Source organism: Escherichia sp. MOD1-EC5950 (assembly GCF_002965345.1).
Lineage (GTDB): Bacteria > Pseudomonadota > Gammaproteobacteria > Enterobacterales > Enterobacteriaceae > Escherichia > Escherichia marmotae.
The window spans coordinates 1-19,964 of record NZ_PTSR01000005.1; the positions used below are offsets into that span (position 1 = coordinate 1).

The 19,964-nt window shown below is 52.3% G+C and carries 20 protein-coding genes, 1 pseudogene and 1 riboswitch; of the genes and pseudogenes, 13 read left to right on the top strand and 8 right to left on the bottom strand.

Annotated features, from left to right (window positions below; all coding sequences use genetic code 11):
- Window positions 1-256: 256 nt before the first annotated feature.
- The 3 genes from BEA93_RS08035 to bioA form a co-directional block, all read right to left on the bottom strand.
- Window positions 257-1,540, bottom strand: coding sequence for a putative acyl-CoA thioester hydrolase (locus tag BEA93_RS08035; protein ID WP_001091591.1), 1,284 nt, complete (start codon window positions 1,538-1,540; stop codon window positions 257-259).
- A gap of 151 nt (window positions 1,541-1,691) precedes the next feature.
- Window positions 1,692-2,168 carry a kinase inhibitor gene (locus BEA93_RS08040; protein WP_001516024.1) on the bottom strand — a complete coding sequence of 159 codons (477 nt, stop codon included), beginning with the start codon at window positions 2,166-2,168 and terminating at the stop codon, window positions 1,692-1,694.
- Window positions 2,169-2,226: 58 nt separating this feature from the next.
- Window positions 2,227-3,516: an adenosylmethionine--8-amino-7-oxononanoate transaminase gene (gene bioA / locus BEA93_RS08045; RefSeq protein ID WP_105224626.1), complete on the bottom strand. Its 1,290-nt coding sequence runs from the start codon at window positions 3,514-3,516 to the stop codon at window positions 2,227-2,229.
- A gap of 86 nt (window positions 3,517-3,602) precedes the next feature.
- Between bioA and bioB the strand changes: the two genes are divergently transcribed.
- The 5 genes from bioB to uvrB all read left to right on the top strand — a co-directional run bounded on the left by bioB (window position 3,603) and on the right by uvrB (window position 9,804).
- On the top strand, window positions 3,603-4,643 hold the full coding sequence (gene bioB, locus BEA93_RS08050) for a biotin synthase BioB (protein WP_000951218.1): 1,041 nt from the start codon (window positions 3,603-3,605) through the stop codon (window positions 4,641-4,643).
- Complete coding sequence (gene bioF / locus BEA93_RS08055; RefSeq protein WP_105224625.1) at window positions 4,640-5,794, top strand: 8-amino-7-oxononanoate synthase; 1,155 nt, start codon at window positions 4,640-4,642, stop codon at window positions 5,792-5,794. The genes bioB and bioF overlap by 4 nt, the downstream gene beginning before the upstream one ends.
- Complete coding sequence (gene bioC, locus BEA93_RS08060) at window positions 5,781-6,536, top strand: malonyl-ACP O-methyltransferase BioC (protein ID WP_001516028.1); 756 nt, start codon at window positions 5,781-5,783, stop codon at window positions 6,534-6,536. The genes bioF and bioC overlap by 14 nt, the downstream gene beginning before the upstream one ends.
- A complete protein-coding gene (bioD, locus tag BEA93_RS08065; protein ID WP_000043999.1) occupies window positions 6,529-7,209 on the top strand; it encodes a dethiobiotin synthase in 681 nt (226 codons plus the stop codon). The genes bioC and bioD overlap by 8 nt, the downstream gene beginning before the upstream one ends.
- 573 nt (window positions 7,210-7,782) lie before the next feature.
- Window positions 7,783-9,804, top strand: coding sequence for an excinuclease ABC subunit UvrB (gene uvrB, locus BEA93_RS08070; RefSeq protein WP_105224624.1), 2,022 nt, complete (start codon window positions 7,783-7,785; stop codon window positions 9,802-9,804).
- Window positions 9,805-9,996: 192 nt separating this feature from the next.
- On the opposite strand, the gene yvcK is transcribed toward uvrB, so the two are convergent.
- A complete protein-coding gene (gene yvcK / locus BEA93_RS08075; protein ID WP_105224623.1) occupies window positions 9,997-10,905 on the bottom strand; it encodes a uridine diphosphate-N-acetylglucosamine-binding protein YvcK in 909 nt (302 codons plus the stop codon).
- 264 nt (window positions 10,906-11,169) lie between these two features.
- A riboswitch (molybdenum cofactor riboswitch) is annotated at window positions 11,170-11,314 on the top strand.
- On the opposite strand from yvcK, the gene moaA reads away from it, so the two are divergent.
- From moaA to BEA93_RS26335, 7 genes and pseudogenes are all read left to right on the top strand, one after another.
- On the top strand, window positions 11,302-12,291 hold the full coding sequence (gene moaA / locus BEA93_RS08080; protein ID WP_001516029.1) for a GTP 3',8-cyclase MoaA: 990 nt from the start codon (window positions 11,302-11,304) through the stop codon (window positions 12,289-12,291). Its footprint overlaps the riboswitch before it by 13 nt.
- A gap of 21 nt (window positions 12,292-12,312) precedes the next feature.
- A complete protein-coding gene (moaB, locus tag BEA93_RS08085; RefSeq protein WP_001516030.1) occupies window positions 12,313-12,825 on the top strand; it encodes a molybdenum cofactor biosynthesis protein B in 513 nt (170 codons plus the stop codon).
- Between the two features lie 2 nt (window positions 12,826-12,827).
- Window positions 12,828-13,313, top strand: coding sequence for a cyclic pyranopterin monophosphate synthase MoaC (moaC, locus tag BEA93_RS08090; protein WP_000080885.1), 486 nt, complete (start codon window positions 12,828-12,830; stop codon window positions 13,311-13,313).
- Window positions 13,306-13,551: a molybdopterin synthase sulfur carrier subunit gene (moaD, locus tag BEA93_RS08095; protein ID WP_001516032.1), complete on the top strand. Its 246-nt coding sequence runs from the start codon at window positions 13,306-13,308 to the stop codon at window positions 13,549-13,551. Before moaC ends, moaD begins: the two co-directional genes overlap by 8 nt.
- Before the next feature lies 1 nt (window position 13,552).
- Window positions 13,553-14,005, top strand: coding sequence for a molybdopterin synthase catalytic subunit MoaE (gene moaE, locus BEA93_RS08100; RefSeq protein ID WP_000852287.1), 453 nt, complete (start codon window positions 13,553-13,555; stop codon window positions 14,003-14,005).
- 137 nt (window positions 14,006-14,142) lie between these two features.
- Window positions 14,143-14,847 carry a Bax inhibitor-1/YccA family protein gene (locus tag BEA93_RS08105; protein ID WP_000373618.1) on the top strand — a complete coding sequence of 235 codons (705 nt, stop codon included), beginning with the start codon at window positions 14,143-14,145 and terminating at the stop codon, window positions 14,845-14,847.
- Window positions 14,848-15,061: 214 nt separating this feature from the next.
- Window positions 15,062-15,178: pseudogene (locus tag BEA93_RS26335) on the top strand (Bax inhibitor-1/YccA family protein); the annotation flags it as partial.
- Between the two features lie 211 nt (window positions 15,179-15,389).
- Here BEA93_RS26335 and BEA93_RS08115 read toward each other — a convergent pair.
- The 3 genes from BEA93_RS08115 to BEA93_RS08125 are packed head-to-tail and all read right to left on the bottom strand — an operon-like array spanning window position 15,390 to window position 18,345.
- Complete coding sequence (locus tag BEA93_RS08115) at window positions 15,390-16,346, bottom strand: lysylphosphatidylglycerol synthase domain-containing protein (RefSeq protein WP_001516033.1); 957 nt, start codon at window positions 16,344-16,346, stop codon at window positions 15,390-15,392.
- Window positions 16,346-17,587, bottom strand: a complete 1,242-nt coding sequence (gene clsB, locus BEA93_RS08120) for a cardiolipin synthase ClsB (protein WP_000649633.1) — start codon at window positions 17,585-17,587, stop codon at window positions 16,346-16,348. Before clsB ends, BEA93_RS08115 begins: the two co-directional genes overlap by 1 nt.
- Entirely contained in the window at window positions 17,584-18,345 is a 762-nt protein-coding gene (locus tag BEA93_RS08125) for an endonuclease/exonuclease/phosphatase family protein (protein WP_105224622.1), read from the bottom strand. The genes clsB and BEA93_RS08125 overlap by 4 nt, the downstream gene beginning before the upstream one ends.
- A 132-nt stretch (window positions 18,346-18,477) precedes the next feature.
- Here BEA93_RS08125 and BEA93_RS08130 point away from each other — a divergent pair, with 132 nt between their 5' ends.
- The gene (locus BEA93_RS08130) at window positions 18,478-18,888 is read left to right on the top strand and encodes a YbhQ family protein (protein WP_000871975.1); all 411 of its coding nucleotides are present in this window, start codon (window positions 18,478-18,480) and stop codon (window positions 18,886-18,888) included.
- Here BEA93_RS08130 and BEA93_RS08135 read toward each other — a convergent pair.
- Window positions 18,850-19,956, bottom strand: coding sequence for an ABC transporter permease (locus BEA93_RS08135; protein WP_000469021.1), 1,107 nt, complete (start codon window positions 19,954-19,956; stop codon window positions 18,850-18,852). The genes BEA93_RS08130 and BEA93_RS08135 overlap by 39 nt on opposite strands.
- Between the last annotated feature and the right edge of the window lie 8 nt (window positions 19,957-19,964).

A 19,964-nucleotide genomic window follows, 5' to 3' on the forward strand; every position in this document is an offset into this window, starting at 1 on the left:
ACCTACAAATCGCATTGAACCGTAGGCCGGATAAGGCGTTTACGCCGCATCCGGCACTTATTGTCGGATGCGATGCTGGTGCATCTTATCCGACCTACAAATCGCATTGAACCGTAGGCCGGATAAGGCGTTTACGCCGCATCCGGCACTTATTGTCAGATGCGATGCTGGCGCATCTTATCCGACCTACGAATCGCATCGAACCTGTAGGCCGGATAAGGCGTTTACGCCGCATCCGGCCAATAGTTAACAGCGCTTACTTCTTCGCCTCTGCAACCACTTTGCTACCCACGCCGCGGTTATTGTATTCCCACATACGGTTGTAGTTTGTGTCATTCAGATTGCGCTGCACTTCGTCATCATCATCAACGCTGCCGGTGTTACCCGCAAACGGACGATTAGAGATCACCGCATCGGCCCACGGTTTGACAGTGTTGAAGCCTTCGTTGATCACACTGTCACGGATTACCACCTGACCGTTGGTATTGGCATCAACATCCAGCGAGCGGCCTAATTGCGCGACACCATCACCAGAAGCATTGAAACGGCTGTTTACCGCGAGGAAACCGTAATAGATGTTAGACAGCGTCGCCGGTGCAAAAACATACGCTTCCTGCTGGGTACGAGAGTTCACCACGCGGAATTCGGTGTTATCGAACACCACTGCGCCACGACCGGAAACGATATCCACATCCCCTTCAATGTAGCTATTTGTCACCAGTGTACGCGGCTGGCGATTGGTTTCCAGACGGTTCTGCACACCGCTGTTGGTGACAAAGAAGGTATTCTGACGACCGAGAATATTGACGTTATTGATCTGCACTTTATCGCCATCGGTACGCAGCGCCACTGCCGGATGATTACCCGCATCTACGCTATCGCCCAGGGTGTTTTCGATGGTCAGATTTTGCAGTTGCAGACCATTGTTTTGCGACCAGAAGACCGCAGAACACAGTACACCGATACTGTCGCTGCGTTTGCTCTGGCAGCTATCGTACATATACCACGCTGGTTTACCTGGCATATATTTGCCGCGTGGGTTGACGTCGTGACGCCAGTCGGCAGGACTCATTCCACCATCAAGGGAAAGCCCAATTTTGACATCAATCGGTTTTTCACCCGTACCGTACAAAGTGATTCCACCCGGAGCTGCAGGAACGTAAACCGTGCCTTCATACTCACCTGGCAGCACGGCAATATACTGGCGCTTATTGGTGCGCTTGATAATTGCCGCATCCACCGCAGCCTGAATGGTCGTGTGCGTCACACCTTGTGTACCCGCTGGTCCAACAACAAAGTCAGGTTGCGCGGGCAGGGTAATCGGTGAAGGATTCCACGCTGCAGCACCTGGCGTCAGTGAGGAGAAATAGTGCTGCGCATCGAAATTCTGCGCTTCTTTTGCCGACAGAATCGGGCGAGAAGACGTACCAGGCGCGGTTTGATCAGAAGGACGTTGATCGGGCGGTGTTGAGCTACAGGCGGTCAGCGTCACGCCAAAAGCCAGTGCCAGCGCCAGACGGGAAACTGAAAATGTGTTCACAGGTTGCTCCGGGCTTTGAAATGGAAAAATGAATCCGTTGAAGCCTGCTTTTTTATACTAACTTTAGCGAAACGGGAAGGTAAAAAGACAAAAAGTTGTTTTTAATACCTTTAAGTGATGCCAGATGGTATCGCGCCATCTGGCAGAGTATTTAACTGAACATCGCGGTAATCGAGGCACTTGCCAGAGAGTGGAAATGGACGTTAAAGCCGACCATCGCGCCGCTGGCACCTTCATCGACATCAATACGTTCTACATCCAGTGCGTGAACGGTAAAAATGTAGCGATGGGTTTCGCCTTTCGGTGGCGCAGCGCCATCGTATCCGGTTTTACCAAAATCGGTACGCGTCTGCAAAACACCGTCTGGTATAGCCACCAGATCAGAGCCAAACCCTTGCGGCAATACGCGGGTATCGGCAGGCAAGTTAACAACTACCCAGTGCCACCAGCCAGAACCCGTTGGCGCATCCGGATCGTAACAGGTGACAACAAAACTTTTGGTTCCCGCAGGAACGTCGTCCCACGCCAGGTGCGGCGAAATATTATCGCCATCGTAGCCCATGCCATTAAAGACATGACGATGCGGTAACTTATCGCCATCGCGCAGATCATTACTGATGAGTTTCATGAACCCTCCTTTCTTGTTTGCAGAAAGTGTAGCCAGAAACACTCACGCTGACTTCTCGTTATTGGCAAAAAAATGTTTCATCCTGCACCGCTCGGTTAACGGCTGCCGTCAGGCGCTGTAACTGTTCCGGGCGAATAATATAGGGTGGCATCAGGTAGATAAGTTTGCCAAATGGCCGGATCCATACCCCCTGTTCGACGAAGAATTTTTGCAGAGCCGCCATATTTACCGGGCGTGTGGTTTCGACCACACCAATTGCCCCCAGCACGCGGACATCGGCAACCATTTCGGCGTCACGGGTGGGTGTGAGTTGCTCGCGTAGTTGTGCTTCAATAACCGCTACCTGCTGCTGCCAGTCGCCAGATTCGATCATCGTCAGGCTGGCATTTGCTGCTGCGCAGGCCAGCGGATTACCCATAAAAGTTGGCCCATGCATAAAGCAGCCAGCTTCGCCGTTACTGATGGTTTCCGCAACCAGGCGCGTAGTGAGTGTGGCGGAAAGCGTCATTGTACCGCCCGTTAAGGCTTTGCCGAGACATAAAATATCCGGTGCGATACCCGCATGTTCGCAGGCAAAAAGTTTGCCGGTACGGCCAAAACCGGTGGCAATCTCGTCAGCAATCAGCAAGATACCTTCGCGATCGCACATTTTGCGGATTCGTTTTAACCACTCCGGATGGTACATACGCATCCCGCCTGCGCCCTGAACAATAGGTTCAATGATTACGGCAGCGATTTCATGACGATGCGCCGCCATTAGCCGCGCGAAGCCCACCATATCGCGCTCATCCCATTCGCCGTCCATACGGCTTTGCGGGGCGGGAGCAAACAAGTTTTCCGGCAGGTAGCCTTTCCACAGGCTGTGCATTGAGTTGTCCGGATCGCACACCGACATCGCGCCAAAAGTATCGCCATGATAACCATTGCGGAAGGTCAGAAAACGCTGGCGCGTTTCGCCTTTGGCCTGCCAGTACTGCAACGCCATCTTCATCGCCACTTCTACCGCCACGGAACCGGAGTCCGCGAGAAAAACGCACTCCAGCGATTCCGGCGTCATTGCCACCAGTTTGCGGCACAGCTCAATGGCTGGCGCATGGGTAATACCGCCAAACATCACGTGTGACATGGCATCAATTTGCGATTTCATCGCGGCATTGAGCTGTGGGTGATTGTAGCCGTGGATCGCCGCCCACCAGGAAGACATACCGTCAACCAGGCGTCTGGCGTCAGACAAAATCAGTTCGCAACCTTCTGCGCTCGCCACTGGATAAACCGGTAGTGGGGAGGTCATGGATGTGTACGGGTGCCAGATATGGCGTTGGTCAAAGGCAAGATCATCCGTTGTCATAATCGACTTGTAAACCAACTTGAAAAGTTTTAGGTTTACAAGTCTACACCGAATTAACAACAAAAAACACGTTTTGGAGAAGCCCCATGGCTCACCGCCCACGCTGGACATTGTCGCAAGTCACAGAATTATTTGAAAAACCATTACTGGATCTGCTTTTCGAAGCGCAGCAGGTTCACCGTCAGCATTTCGATCCTCGCCAGGTACAGGTCAGTACTTTGCTGTCGATTAAAACCGGCGCTTGTCCGGAAGATTGCAAATACTGCCCGCAAAGCTCTCGCTATAAAACCGGTCTGGAAGCTGAGCGGTTGATGGAAGTCGAACAGGTACTGGAATCAGCGCGCAAAGCGAAAGCGGCTGGCTCGACGCGCTTCTGCATGGGCGCGGCGTGGAAAAATCCGCACGAGCGCGATATGCCGTACCTGGAACAAATGGTGCAGGGGGTAAAAGCGATGGGCCTGGAAGCGTGTATGACGCTGGGCACGTTGAGCGAATCCCAGGCGCAGCGCCTCGCGAATGCCGGGCTGGATTACTACAACCACAACCTTGATACCTCGCCGGAGTTTTACGGCAACATCATCACTACACGCACTTATCAGGAGCGTCTTGATACGCTGGAAAAAGTGCGCGAAGCCGGGATCAAAGTCTGTTCTGGCGGCATTGTTGGTTTAGGTGAAACGGTGAAAGATCGCGCCGGATTATTGCTACAACTGGCGAATCTACCGACGCCACCGGAAAGTGTGCCGATCAACATGCTGGTGAAGGTGAAAGGCACGCCGCTGGCAGATAACGATGATGTCGATGCCTTTGATTTTATTCGTACCATTGCAGTGGCGCGGATCATGATGCCGACCTCATATGTGCGTCTTTCTGCCGGACGCGAGCAGATGAATGAACAGACTCAGGCGATGTGCTTTATGGCTGGGGCTAACTCGATTTTCTACGGCTGCAAATTGCTGACCACGCCGAATCCGGAAGAAGATAAAGACCTGCAACTGTTCCGCAAACTGGGGCTGAATCCGCAACAAACCGCCGTTCTGGCGGGCGATAACGAACAACAGCAGCGTCTGGAGCAGGCGCTGATGACCCCGGACACTGACGAATACTACAACGCGGCAGCCCTATGACCTGGCAGGAGAAAATCGACGCGGCGCTTGATGCGCGGCGCGAAGCTGATGCCCTGCGTCGTCGCTATCCGGTGGCGCAGGGAGCCGGACGCTGGCTGGTGGCAGATGGTCGCCAGTATCTGAACTTTTCCAGTAACGATTACCTCGGTTTAAGCCATCATCCGCACATCATCCGCGCCTGGCAGCAGGGCGCGGAACAATTTGGTGTCGGTAGCGGCGGTTCCGGGCATGTCAGCGGTTATAGCGTGGTGCATCAGGCGCTGGAAGAAGAACTGGCGGAGTGGCTGGGCTATTCGCGGGCGCTACTGTTTATCTCCGGTTTCGCTGCCAATCAGGCGGTCATTGCCGCGATGATGGCGAAAGAGGATCGCATCGTTGCCGACCGTCTTAGTCATGCTTCGTTGCTGGAGGCTGCCAGTTTAAGTCCGGCGCAGCTTCGCCGTTTTAGCCATAACGATGTCACTCATCTGACGCGTCTGCTTACAGCCTCCTGTCCGGGGCAGCAACTGGTGGTGACAGAAGGCGTGTTTAGCATGGACGGTGATAGCGCGCCGTTGGCAGAAATCCAGCAAGTAGCGCAACAGCACAACGCCTGGTTAATGGTCGACGATGCCCACGGGACGGGCGTTATCGGTGAGCAGGGGCGCGGCAGTTGCTGGCAGCAAAAGATGAAACCAGAATTGTTGGTGGTGACTTTTGGCAAAGGATTTGGCGTCAGTGGGGCGGCGGTACTTTGCTCCGATAGCGTGGCAGATTATCTGTTGCAGTTTGCCCGCCATCTTATCTACAGCACCAGTATGCCGCCCGCTCAGGCGCAGGCATTACGTGCATCGCTAGTGGTGATTCGTAGCGAAGAGGGTGACGCACGGCGGGAAAAACTGGCGGATCTGATTGCACGTTTTCGTAGTGGAGTACAGGGTTCGCCATTTACTCTCGCGGACTCATGCAGTGCCATCCAGCCATTAATCGTTGGTGATAACGCTCGCGCGCTACGCCTGGCAGAAAACCTGCGTCAGCAAGGTTGCTGGGTGACGGCGATTCGCCCGCCAACCGTACCCGCTGGCACCGCGCGGCTGCGCCTGACTTTAACCGCAGGACATGAAATACCGGATATCGACCGTCTGCTGGAGGTGCTGCATGGCAACGGTTAATAAGCAGGCCATTGCGGCGGCATTTGGTCGGGCAGCCTCACAGTATGAGCAACACGCAGAGTTGCAGCGCCAGAGTGCCGACGCCTTACTGGCAATGCTCCCACAACGCCAGTACGCCCGGGTGCTGGACGCTGGTTGCGGGCCTGGCTGGATGAGCCGCCGCTGGCGTGAACGTAGCGCACAGGTGACGGCACTGGATCTCTCTCCGCTTATGCTTGTACAGGCACGTCAGCAGGATGCCGCACATCATTACCTGACGGGGGATATCGAATCCTTACCGCTGGCGAACACGACGTTTGATCTCGCGTGGAGCAACCTTGCCGTGCAATGGTGCGCTGAATTATCTACGGCATTACGCGAGCTTTATCGGGTAGTGTGTCCTGGCGGAATTGTGGCGTTTACCACCCTGGCACAAGGCTCATTACCAGAGCTACATCAGGCATGGCAGGCTGTAGACGCACGCCCCCACGCTAATCACTTTTTACCGCCAGCAGAAATTGAACGGGCGTTGAAAGGTTTTCGTCATCAATACAATATTCAACCCATTACGCTGTGGTTTGATGACGCACTCAGCGCCATGCGTTCACTGAAAGGTATTGGTGCAACGCATCTTCACGAAGGGCGCGACCAGCGAGTATTAACACGTTCACAGTTACAGCGATTGCAACTGGCCTGGCCGCAACAACAGGGGCGATACCCTCTGACTTATCATCTTTTTTTGGGAGTGATTACTCGTGAGTAAACGCTTTTTTGTTACCGGGACGGACACCGAAGTGGGGAAAACCGTTGCCAGTTGTGCGCTTTTACAGGCCGCTAAGGCTGCAGGTTACCGGACAGCAGGTTATAAACCGGTGGCCTCCGGCAGCGAAATGACTGCAGAAGGTTTACGTAACAGCGACGCGCTGGCGTTACAGCGCAACAGCAGCTTGCACCTGGATTACGCCACGGTAAATCCTTACACCTTCGCTGAACCTACTTCGCCACATATCATCAGCGCGGAAGAGGGTAGACCGATTGAGCCGAAGGTAATGAGCGCCGGATTACGCGCGCTGGAGCAACAGGCTGACTGGGTGTTAGTGGAAGGCGCTGGTGGCTGGTTTACGCCGCTTTCTGCTACTTTTACTTTTGCCGATTGGGTGAAGAGCGAACAACTGCCGGTGATTCTGGTCGTTGGGATAAAACTGGGCTGCATTAATCACGCGATGCTGACAGCACAGGCAGTACAGCAGGCTGGACTCACTCTCGCAGGCTGGGTGGCAAACGATGTCACGCCGCCAGGCAAACGGCATGGCGAATATATGGCCACTCTCACACGAATGATTCCTGCACCGCTGCTGGGGGAAATCCCCTGGCTTGAGGAAAATCCAGAAAGTGCGTTAACCGGAAGATATATCACTCTCACTTCACTGAAGTAGCAAAAAATTGGTTGAATTGCGAGCGAGCTGGCGTTTTCAGTCGTCCGTAATTTAACCAATCAAAGGCTAAAAAAATCGCGAAAAAATTTTTACCCCTGCATTATACGATTAGTATGGGAATTGCCCAGGCGGCTGGACATAGGGGCTGCAGGCAGTTATCCACTATTCCTGTGGATAACCATGTGCATTAGAGTTAGAAAACGTAATGTAAGCGAGAGAATACGCGGCCTGCACGCAAATTGGCGCTAAAGACGGCTTAAAGAAATATATGTTATTTTTTAATTGGTTAGATAAATGCAATGGCTGTCAGGAAAGTGTCATCTCCTGCAATAAATCCGTCATCAGCCATCTTGACAAATGTTAAAAAAGCCATTGCTCTGGGGATAACCCTGCAACACTGGCGTTTTATCTCGTCACTGCGTCAATTTTGCCTACGGTTGACACCTTAGTTTACGGCGTAACAGAGATATTGTGGTGTGAGCCTGTTTTTTTATCCAGTGTTATTTGTTGGCATTATTAATCATGACGAGTAAAATTACACACCTGCCCGCCCACTCCTTCAGGTAGCGACTCATGAGTAAACCATTCAAACTGAATTCCGCGTTCAAACCTTCTGGCGATCAGCCGGAGGCGATTCGCCGCCTCAAAGAGGGGCTGGAGGATGGCCTCGCGCACCAGACTCTGCTCGGTGTGACGGGGTCGGGGAAAACCTTCACCATTGCTAATGTCATTGCTGATCTGCAACGCCCAACGATGGTGCTGGCACCCAACAAAACGCTGGCAGCGCAACTTTATGGTGAGATGAAAGAATTCTTCCCGGAAAACGCGGTGGAATACTTCGTCTCCTACTACGACTACTATCAGCCGGAAGCCTACGTACCAAGCTCTGATACGTTTATTGAGAAAGATGCCTCGGTAAACGAACATATTGAACAGATGCGTCTTTCAGCAACCAAAGCGTTGCTGGAGCGGCGGGATGTTATTGTTGTTGCGTCAGTTTCCGCTATTTATGGTCTGGGTGATCCTGATTTATATCTCAAAATGATGCTGCACCTCACGGTCGGCATGATTATCGACCAACGTGCGATCCTGCGTCGCCTGGCGGAGTTGCAATATACCCGCAATGACCAGGCATTCCAGCGCGGGACCTTCCGCGTGCGTGGTGAAGTGATCGACATTTTCCCGGCGGAGTCCGACGACATTGCGCTACGCGTGGAGCTGTTTGATGAAGAAGTTGAACGATTGTCGTTGTTTGATCCATTAACCGGGCAAATCGTTTCAACAGTCCCACGTTTTACCATCTACCCGAAAACGCACTATGTTACGCCGCGTGAACGCATTGTGCAGGCGATGGAAGAGATCAAAACAGAACTGGCGGACCGACGCAAAGTGCTGCTGGAAAACAATAAACTTTTGGAAGAGCAGCGTCTGACTCAACGAACCCAGTTTGATCTGGAGATGATGAATGAGCTGGGCTACTGTTCGGGGATTGAAAACTATTCGCGCTTTCTCTCCGGGCGTGGACCTGGTGAACCACCGCCGACGTTATTTGATTACCTGCCTGCCGATGGTCTGCTGGTGGTCGATGAATCTCACGTCACCATTCCACAAATTGGCGGAATGTATCGCGGTGACAGGGCGCGTAAAGAGACTCTGGTGGAGTATGGTTTCCGATTGCCATCGGCGCTGGATAACCGTCCGCTGAAATTTGAGGAGTTTGAAGCGCTGGCTCCACAAACGATTTATGTTTCTGCGACGCCAGGTAATTACGAACTGGAGAAATCCGGTGGTGACGTGGTGGATCAGGTGGTGCGCCCGACTGGCTTGCTCGATCCGATTATCGAAGTGCGTCCGGAAGCGACCCAGGTCGATGATCTTCTTTCGGAGATTCGCCTGCGTGCGGCAATTAACGAACGCGTTCTGGTGACGACGTTGACCAAGCGAATGGCGGAAGATCTAACGGAATATCTGGAAGAACACGGTGAGCGCGTGCGTTATCTTCACTCCGACATTGATACCGTTGAGCGTATGGAGATTATCCGCGACTTGCGTCTGGGCGAGTTCGACGTACTGGTGGGGATCAACTTACTGCGTGAAGGTCTGGATATGCCGGAGGTCTCATTGGTGGCGATCCTCGATGCTGACAAAGAAGGGTTCCTGCGTTCAGAACGTTCGCTGATCCAGACCATTGGCCGTGCGGCGCGTAACATCAACGGCAAAGCGATTCTCTACGGTGATAAGATAACCCCGTCGATGGCGAAAGCGATTGGCGAAACGGAACGTCGTCGTGAGAAACAGCAGCGGTACAACGAAGAGCATGGTATTACGCCACAAGGTCTTAATAAAAAAGTGGTCGATATCCTGGCGCTGGGGCAGAACATTGCCAAAACCAAAGCGAAGGGCAGAGGGAAATCGCGCCCGATTGTTGAGCCGGATAATGTGCCGATGGATATGTCGCCAAAAGCGTTGCAGCAGAAAATCCATGAGCTGGAAGGGCAGATGATGAAACATGCGCAAAACCTCGAATTCGAAGAGGCGGCGCAAATCCGTGACCAGTTGCATCAGTTGCGTGAGCTGTTTATTGCCGCGTCGTGACGAGATGAAGAAGCAGGAATGTTCTTCTGGTTTGAGGCTAATGAGAACGCAAAATTGCCTGATGCGCTACGCTTATCAGGCCTACATGATCTCTGCAATATATTGAATTTGCGCGGCTTGTAGGCCGCATCTGGCATGGATAACGTGCACTTTGTCAGCAATATGAATCCGGAATTCTCTTCCGACTTTCCGTTAACCCAATGCCTGTAACGCCTTTTCCAGTGCGTTATGTAACAACTGGCGGTCATGACGATAGGGGATATCGCTGGCCTCCAGTACGTCCTGAATCACTATTCTGTCGCTGACCGCAGAAACATCCACTTTCGGCCCAACGACTACGGCATCAATCACTTTCTTCCCGACATACTGTTCCATAATCGCCAGCTTATTTTCCAGCTTCAGATTCGCCGCAGGCAGGCTCAATTCACGCCCCAGATTGCCGATATAAACCATCGGCGCTGGCGTGCGGCGTAATGCCTGTGCCATTTCCTTAAGCAGCAGAATTGGCATCAGGCTGGTATAAAAACTGCCAGGTCCGATAAGGATCAGATCTGCGTCATTGATAGCATGAACCGCTTCACGCGTTGTGGGCACATTCGGGGTTAAGAGCAATTCCTGAATTGGCGTAGTTAACTGGTCGATATTGACCTCGCCATAAACTTCATGCCCCTGATCGTCAATGGCCATCAGATCAACGGGATGCTCTGACATCGGAATTAATTGCGCGTCCACTTTCAACAGATTACGAATTAAATTGATGGCTTCCAGAGGCCGCACGCTAAGGTGATCCAGCGCCTTTAACATCAAGTTTCCGAGATTATGACCGGAAAGCTCGCCATTGCCGCCAAAACGGTATTCAAACATCGCGGAGGCGACGCTCGGTTCCGTTATCAGTTGGTTGAGGCAGTTGCGCATGTCGCCCCAGGCAATGCCGCCTTCTGAGCGGCGAATACGGCCTGTTGAACCGCCATTATCGGTGGTGGTGACAATGCCCGTTAAACGAGAGCCTAAAGATGAAAGTGATGAAAGAACGCGTCCTAATCCATGCCCTCCGCCGAGTGCAACAACACGATCAAGGTCAGCCAGCGTACGATTGCGCATATAGATTCCTGAAGTCAGATTATCCGCGCTACAGTAGCGCAACTGACAGGGAAACGGCAATTAACCTGCCAATATTGAGGATACAAATATTTTCTTCTACCTCTAAAGGACGAGGTTCGCTGTGCATCCCTGATGATGTATATCAAAGTAAAACCGTCATATTCCCTTATTCTGTAGCGAAATAGCACGATCATGACGCTATATATATGATTACATAGCGGAAAGTGTGAATGGTAAAAATCTCATTTACACGCTAGTATCGACATAACCACTAAACACTCTAGCCTCTGCACCTGGGTCAACTGATATGGTGCTTTGGCCGTGACAATGCTCATAAAGATTGCCACCAGGGCGAAGGAAGAAATGACTTCGCCTCCCGTATCTGGAAAGGTGTACATGGCTTCACAACTGACTGATGCATTTGCGCGTAAGTTTTATTACTTGCGCCTGTCGATTACCGATGTGTGTAACTTTCGTTGCACCTACTGCCTGCCGGATGGCTATAAGCCGAGCGGCGTCACCAATAAAGGCTTTCTGACCGTCGATGAAATTCGCCGGGTTACTCGCGCCTTCGCCAGTTTGGGCACCGAAAAAGTACGTCTGACAGGCGGTGAACCGTCTTTACGCCGCGACTTTACCGATATCATCGCAGCCGTGCGGGAAAACGACGCTATTCGTCAGATTGCGGTCACCACCAATGGTTACCGCCTGGAACGCGACGTGGCGAACTGGCGCGATGCCGGACTGACGGGGATTAACGTCAGTGTCGATAGCCTCGACGCTCGCCAGTTTTATGCTATTACCGGTCAGGATAAATTCAACCAGGTGATGGCGGGGATTGATGCCGCATTTGAAGCCGGGTTTGAGAAGGTCAAAGTCAATACCGTGCTGATGCGCGATGTCAATCATCACCAGCTCGACACCTTTCTGAACTGGATCCAGCATCGCCCCATCCAGTTACGTTTCATCGAACTGATGGAAACGGGCGAGGGTAGCGAACTTTTCCGTAAGCACCATATCTCTGGTCAGATTCTGCGTGACGAACTGCTGCGTCGCGGCTGGATCCATCAACTTCGTCAACGCAGCGACGGCCCCGCGCAAGTCTTTTGTCATCCGGATTACGCCGGAGAAATCGGCCTTATCATGCCGTATGAAAAAGATTTCTGCGCCACCTGCAACCGTCTGCGCGTCTCCTCCATTGGTAAACTCCATCTCTGCTTGTTTGGTGAAGGCGGCGTTAACCTGCGCGATCTGCTGGAAGATGATGCCCAGCAACAGGCGCTGGAAGCGCGTATTTCAGCGGCGCTGCGGGAGAAAAAACAGACCCATTTCCTGCATCAAAATAACACCGGTATTACGCAAAACTTATCGTACATTGGCGGCTAAAACGTCAAAAGGAGAGATCAGATGAGTCAGGTAAGCACTGAATTTATCCCGACCCGTATTGCTATTCTTACGGTTTCTAATCGTCGCGGTGAAGAAGACGATACCTCCGGTCATTATCTGCGCGATTCGGCGCAGGAAGCGGGCCATCACATTGTCGATAAAGCGATTGTTAAAGAAAACCGCTACGCCATCCGCGCGCAGGTATCTGCGTGGATCGCCAGCGACGATGTGCAAGTGGTGCTGATTACTGGCGGCACCGGACTGACGGAAGGCGATCAGGCACCAGAAGCGTTGCTGCCGCTGTTCGATCGTGAAGTCGAAGGCTTCGGTGAAGTATTCCGTATGTTGTCATTCGAAGAGATTGGCACCGCAACGTTGCAATCTCGTGCGATAGCGGGCGTTGCTAACAAGACACTGATTTTCGCTATGCCGGGTTCGACCAAAGCGTGCCGCACCGCATGGGAAAATATCATCGCGCCGCAACTGGATGCCCGTACACGTCCATGCAATTTCCATCCACATTTGAAGAAATAAGTATGTCGCAACTGACTCATATCAACGCCGCTGGCGAAGCGCACATGGTGGATGTCTCCGCCAAAGCGGAAACTGTACGTGAAGCACGGGCGGAAGCCTTTGTCACCATGCGCAGCGAGACGCTGGCGATGATCATCGATGGTCGTCACCACAAAGGCGACGTATTTGCCACCGCGCGGATTGCCGGTATTCAGGCGGCAAAACGTACATGGGATCTGATCCCACTGTGTCACCCGCTAATGCTCAGTAAAGTTGAAGTCAATTTGCAGGCAGAGCCGGAACACAATCGGGTACGTATAGAAACCTTATGCCGCCTGACCGGGAAAACCGGCGTCGAAATGGAAGCGTTAACCGCGGCCTCCGTGGCGGCGCTGACCATTTACGATATGTGTAAAGCCGTGCAAAAAGATATGGTGATTGGTCCGGTACGCCTGCTGGCGAAGAGCGGCGGCAAGTCGGGTGACTTTAAGGTGGAAGCGGATGATTAAAGTTCTTTTTTTCGCCCAGGTGCGCGAGCTGGTGGGGACCGATGCAACCGACGTTGCCGCGGATTTTCCAACCGTTGAAGCGTTACGCCAGCACCTGGCAGCGCAGAGCGATCGTTGGGCGCTGGCGCTGGAAGATGGCAAATTACTGGCTGCCGTCAACCAGACGCTGGTGAGTTTCGACCATCCGCTAACTGACGGCGACGAAGTGGCTTTCTTCCCGCCGGTAACCGGAGGCTAAGATGGCTGAAACCAAAATTGTTGTCGGACCGCAGCCGTTCAGCGTAGGGGAAGAGTATCCGTGGCTGGCTGAGCGTGATGAAGACGGTGCGGTGGTCACCTTTACCGGTAAGGTGCGTAACCATAACCTGGGTGACAGCGTAAAAGCATTAACCCTCGAACACTATCCGGGAATGACTGAAAAAGCACTGGCGGAAATCGTTGATGAAGCGCGTAACCGCTGGCCGCTGGGGCGAGTCACGGTGATTCATCGTATTGGCGAATTATGGCCGGGTGATGAAATCGTTTTTGTCGGCGTTACCAGTGCGCATCGCAGTAGTGCGTTTGAGGCCGGGCAGTTTATTATGGATTATCTCAAAACCCGCGCACCGTTCTGGAAGCGCGAAGCTACGCCGGAAGGTGACCGCTGGGTCGAAGCGCGGGAGAGCGATCAGCAGGCAGCAAAACGCTGGTAGTTTTTTGTTGGCCGGATAAGGCATAGAGCTGCATCCGGCAATTTCACCGTACCGGACATACGTTTACGCTGCGGCGATGCATACCCTCATCATTTGCAGTATCCTTTAGATATTCCTTATATCTTCAGGAGATCTTCATGGACAGATTCCCACGTTCTGATTCAATCGTACAAGCCAGGACTGGCCTGCAAACCTATATGGCACAGGTCTATGGCTGGATGACCGTTGGCCTGTTGTTGACCGCGTTTGTTGCCTGGTATGCTGCTAACTCCGCCGCCGTGATGGAGCTGCTTTTCACCAACCGCATCTTTTTAATTGGTCTGGTAATAGCGCAATTAGCTCTGGTAATTGTGTTATCAGCGATGATTCAAAAGCTCAGCGCGGGTGTGACAACCATGCTCTTTATGCTTTATTCGGCGCTGACAGGTCTGACGCTTTCCAGCATTTTCATTGTCTACACCGCCGCCTCTATCGCCAGTACTTTCGTTGTTACCGCCGGAATGTTCGGTGCGATGAGTCTGTACGGCTACACCACGAAGCGCGATTTAAGCGGCTTCGGCAATATGCTGTTTATGGCGTTAATCGGCATTGTCATCGCCTCGCTGGTGAACTTCTGGCTGAAAAGCGAGGCGTTGATGTGGGTGGTGACCTATATCGGAGTGATTGTCTTTGTCGGCCTGACCGCCTATGACACCCAGAAACTGAAAAATATGGGTGAGCAGATTGATACCCGCGACACGTCGAACCTGCGCAAATATTCAATTCTTGGCGCATTAACGTTGTATCTCGACTTCATCAACCTGTTCCTGATGTTGCTGCGGATTTTTGGCAACCGCCGTTAATTCCGTTTCCCCTCCAAATCCCGGCCTGGCGTCGGGATTTTTTCTAATTAAAACGACAATGAATAAAAGCCTGTTATAAAATGCGCCCATGACATGGGGGCGCATCCATAAATATAATTTTTTGTATATATGGCTTAAGTAAAGATATCAATAAGATAAATGCTGCCATTGCAGGTGTAATGTATCTTTTTTTAATCTCTTTGGTGGTGATTGTCGTTGCGCTTTTATAGGTGCGTTAACTCTCTATTATTATTTTATCGGCTTCTTCGGGATTCTTGCAGCAATAGCTATAACACTTGTTTGGCAAAGGCATACGCGGTTTTTTCATTAGTCATAGAAAAATAGGTAAATTTCTTTCTTGGGTAAAATTGTGAGGAAACGCAATGAGCCCGATGCGCTACGCTTAGCAGGCACAGAGTGGAATTGTAATCTATTAATTTAGCCCGGTTTTGTAGGGCGGATAAGGCGTTTACGCCGCATCCGCCATGAACAAATAGCACGTTGCTAACAATCTGCACAAACCAAAAGAACTTAATCGAACTTCACATCGCCGCTTCATTTTTCGCCCGTAGCTTCTTCGCCTGACTTTCCAGCAACAGGTAACAGATCAGCGCCAGCAGCAGCGGGATAAAGTAATACAGCACACGGTAAGCGAGTAGGGCGGCGATAATTGTGCCTTTGGATGTATTCTCTCCTGCCAGTAGCGCGATAAACACCGCTTCCAGCACGCCAATCCCCGCCGGAATATGCACGATGACACCAGCAATACTACTAACCAGTAACACGCCTAAGACAAAGAAATAATTCACGCTTTGGTCAAGTAACAGCCAGATAATTGCCCCCATCACCATCCAGTTAACGCTGGAAATCAGCATCTGAGCGAGGGCGAATTTCCATGAAGGCAGCACCAGCTTTTGCCCTTTGATGGTCATATGGCGGTGCTTCGCGAAAGCGCAAAACCATAAATAAACCGCGATAATCATCAGTAAGCCAATGCCGAGAATACGCAGCGTGGTTTGATCGACATACCAGTGATCCGGTAACGCCACCACGCCTGCGGTAAAAATAATCCCGGCTAATAAAATATAGCCCAGCCAGTTGGTGGTAATACTCAGCGAGAAAATGCGTGTGATGGTGCCGCCCGGTAATCCCAGACGCGAATAAAGGCGATAACGCATCCCAATCCCGCCGACCCAGGTACTGAGCGTCAGGTTGAAGGCATAGCAGATAAATGACACCAGCATCACCTGGCGCTTCGCCAGTTTGTGACCGCAGTAGAAACGGGCGAGCAGGTCATAGCAGCCGTAAATCAGATAACTGACGACCACCAGCCCGACCGCACTCAATAGCACAACGCGGTTATAGTCGCGGATGACCTTCCAGACCTCTTCCCAGTCCACTTTTTTGGCGTAGACCACCAGCAACACAATCACCGCGATAAAAAATAGCCAGGTAAGGATCTTCTTTGCTAAGCGCCAGCGAGGATGGGATTTACTCATCAGGGCTTTACCCCCGTATTTTCTGTTTCTACCCGATCCTGCGTTTCCATTGCCGGTTGCGCGGGCGGCTCAACCTGTGCCAGACGCGGCGTATGCGCCGGAAGCCAGCCCACCAGCGCCGGGAAGTGGCGCAAAAAGTGGAATGCCAGCACGCTTTTAGTCAGATTCCACCAGGTGCGTTTGGGCAGCATACTTTCATCTACCTGCCGACAATCGGCGGCGATGATGCCATTAAGATTGTCGCGTAGCGTCTGGTTAAAATTACGATCGTAGATGATGACGTTAGCTTCGAGATTCAGCGACAAACTGAGCGGATCGAGATTACTGGAGCCTACCGTCGCCCAGTGATCATCCATTAACGCCACTTTGCCGTGGAGCGGGCGGCGGCGATACTCAAACACTTGAACGCCGCCTTTAACCAGATAGTTATAGAGCAAACGCGCGCCAACCCTGACAATCGGCATATCCGGTTCACCCTGAATAATCAGTTTGATCCGCACCCCGCGCCGTGCCGCTTTACGTAAGGCGTGTAAAAATCGATAGCCGGGAAAGAAGTAGGCGTTGGCGATAATCACTTCCCGCCGCGCCTGAGTGAGCATTTTCAAATAGTGGCGCTCGATATCGCTGCGATGTTCTTCGTTATCGCGCCAGACCAGCAATACCTGCGCTTCCCCCGGTTGGCGGTTTTCTTCCGCTTTATGGTGACGTCGCCACCAGCGGCGTGCCGCGCTCTGCCCAGGCAAGTTTTCCAGCTCAAACTGCAGAATATCTTCAACAATCGGCCCTTCCAGCCGCACCGCGTAATCCTGTTTGGCCTGTGGGCCGTAGCTGGACATATGCTCGGCGGAGTAATTTATCCCGCCGATAAAGGCGATTCGTGTATCGATGACCACAATTTTGCGATGCATCCGGCGGAACACATTCGTGCGCATACCGAACAGGCGAGGACGAGGATCGTAATAACGAAATACCACGCCAGCCGCGGTCAGTTCGCTGACAAATTCATCGCTGAGATCTGGCGAACCATAGCCATCCAGCAAGACTTCCGCTTTAACCCCACGTTGCGCCGCTGCCAGCAGCGCCGCATGTAGCTGTTTGCCGACGTCATCTTCAAACCAGATAAATGTCTCAAGGATGATGCGTTGCTCTGCTTCGTTAATCGCTTTAAACACAGCAGGGTAATATTGCTCGCCGTTTTCCAGTAACTGAATCTTGTTCCCTTCGCGCCAACCACATTTCATAGATGGATCTCCACACTCAAAGGGGCATGGTCAGAAAGATGTCGCCAGGTCCGCAGCGGCAGCGCTGTGGGCGCACTGGCACTGGCGTTTTTGACGTAAACCCTGTCCAGACGAAGAACGGGAAATTGCACCGGAAATGTTCGCGCCGGGCGTCCGTGGGCGCGGGTAAATATCTCATCCAGCCCAGCCAGTACTTTTAAGGGATGATTGGCTTTTTGCCGCCAGTCGTTGAAATCTCCCGCGACTAATACTGGTTCGCCGTTCGGTAGTTGATTCACCCATTCAGCAAGCATCGCAAGCTGCGCCTGACGGTGCGCCTCCCGCAAGCCGAGATGCACGCACATCACATGAATCGCTTTCCCCGTGACTGGCGGAACAATGCGGCAATAAAGCACGCCGCGCTTTTCCGCGCCATCGACCGAAACATCGCGATTCTCATAATGTTCAATGGGATAGCGTGACAGCACCGCGTTCCCGTGATGCCCTTCCGGGTATACAGCATTACGTCCGTAGGCAAAATCACTCCACATGGTGTCGGCAAGAAACTCGTAGTGCGAAGTATCGGGCCAGTTCTTCACATGCAGTGGATGGACTTCGTGCGCCCCCATCACTTCCTGCAGGCAGACGATATCGGCGCTGACGGCACGCACGGCGTCGCGAAGTTCCGGCAAAATGAAGCGTCGGTTAAATGCTGTAAAGCCTTTGTGAATATTGATGGTGAGCACCTTGAACGAAAAATGTTGTGTTTGGTCGGGCATAATTTTCCTGTTTTTGCCTCTTATCTCATTGAAATAGTGTAGTCGGCGTCACAAAAAGGTGCGGTCTTACGGAATTTTCCGTAAAGTTCGGTACTCTGAATTAGTAGAGATAAATTCTTCAGGAGAGAAGCCATGAAGTGGCAACAACGCGTTCGTGTCGCAACTGGCCTAAGTTGCTGGCAGATTATGTTGCATTTACTGGTAGTGGCGCTGCTGGTTATGGGCTGGATGAGTAAGACGCTGGTTCATGTCGGCGTAGGGTTATGCGTGCTGTATTGTGTAACAGTAGTGATGATGCTGGTGTTACAGCGTCATCCTGAGCAACGCTGGCGCGAGGTAGCAGATGTGCTGGAAGAGTTGACCACCACCTGGTATTTTGGCGCGGCGCTGATTGTGCTGTGGCTGTTGTCCCGCGTGCTGGAAAATAACTATTTGCTGGCAATTGCAGGGCTGGCGATCCTTGCCGGCCCGGCGGTAGTGTCGCTACTGGCGAAAGATAAAAAGTTACATCACCTTGCGTCTAAACATCGCGTACGCCGCTGATCCTGTTGTGGCCGTTATCACCAGTAACGGCCACAAACTATTCCACACAATATCCAGACTCGCATCCTTCAAATAGATCTGCTTGGTAATGTCTGTAAAGTGGCGGATAGGGTTAATCCACGTCAGGTTTTGCAGCCATACTGGCATGTTCTCCACCGGCGAAACGTAACCGGAAAGCAGGATTGCAGGCATCATAAAGACAAATACGCCGATAAACGCCTGCTGTTGCGTTGAACAAAGTGATGAAATCAACAGACCGAAGCCCACCAGCGATAAACCGTAAATCACCATCGTAAAGTAGAACAGCGCCAGCGAACCGGCGAAGGGGATTTGATACGCCCAGATACCAATCGCCAGCACAATGGTGGCCTGGAACGTGGCGACAATTAACGCAGGGACGGCTTTACCAATAAATATCTGCCAGGTGGTGAGGGGCGAAACCAGCAACTGATCGAGCGTTCCCTGTTCACGTTCGCGGGCAACAGAAAGCGAAGTGACGATCATTACGCCGATAGTGGTGATCATGGCGATCAGTGATGGCACCACGAACCATTTGTAGTCGAGGTTCGGGTTATACCAGTTGCGCACCACCAGCTCGCTGTTGTTTGGCTTCGGCTTTCCTTCCAGCAGCTCCTGCTGATAGTTTTTGACGATTTGTTGCAGGTAGTTAGCGGCGATTTGCGCACTGTTGGAGTTACGTCCGTCGAGAATTAATTGCAACGGCGCGGTCTGGAAGGTATCCAGTTTGCGCGAGAAATCAGGCGGGAAGCGCACCAGCAATAACGCCTTTTGCGTGTCGATGGTCGGGCGGATCTCCTGTGGACTTTTCAGCAGCAACACATGGGTAAAGGCGCTGGCGCGGGCAAAACGTTGGGTCAGTTCTACCGAATGTGCGCCGTTATCTTCGTCGTAAATGGCGATGGTGGCGTTGGTTACTTCCAGCGTGGCGGCGAACGGGAACAGGATCACCTGAATCAGCACGGGTAAAATCAGAATCGCGCGCGTCTGCGGTTCGCGCAGCAGCGACTGCAACTCTTTGCGAATTAACGTCCATAAGCGATGAAACATGCTCTTCT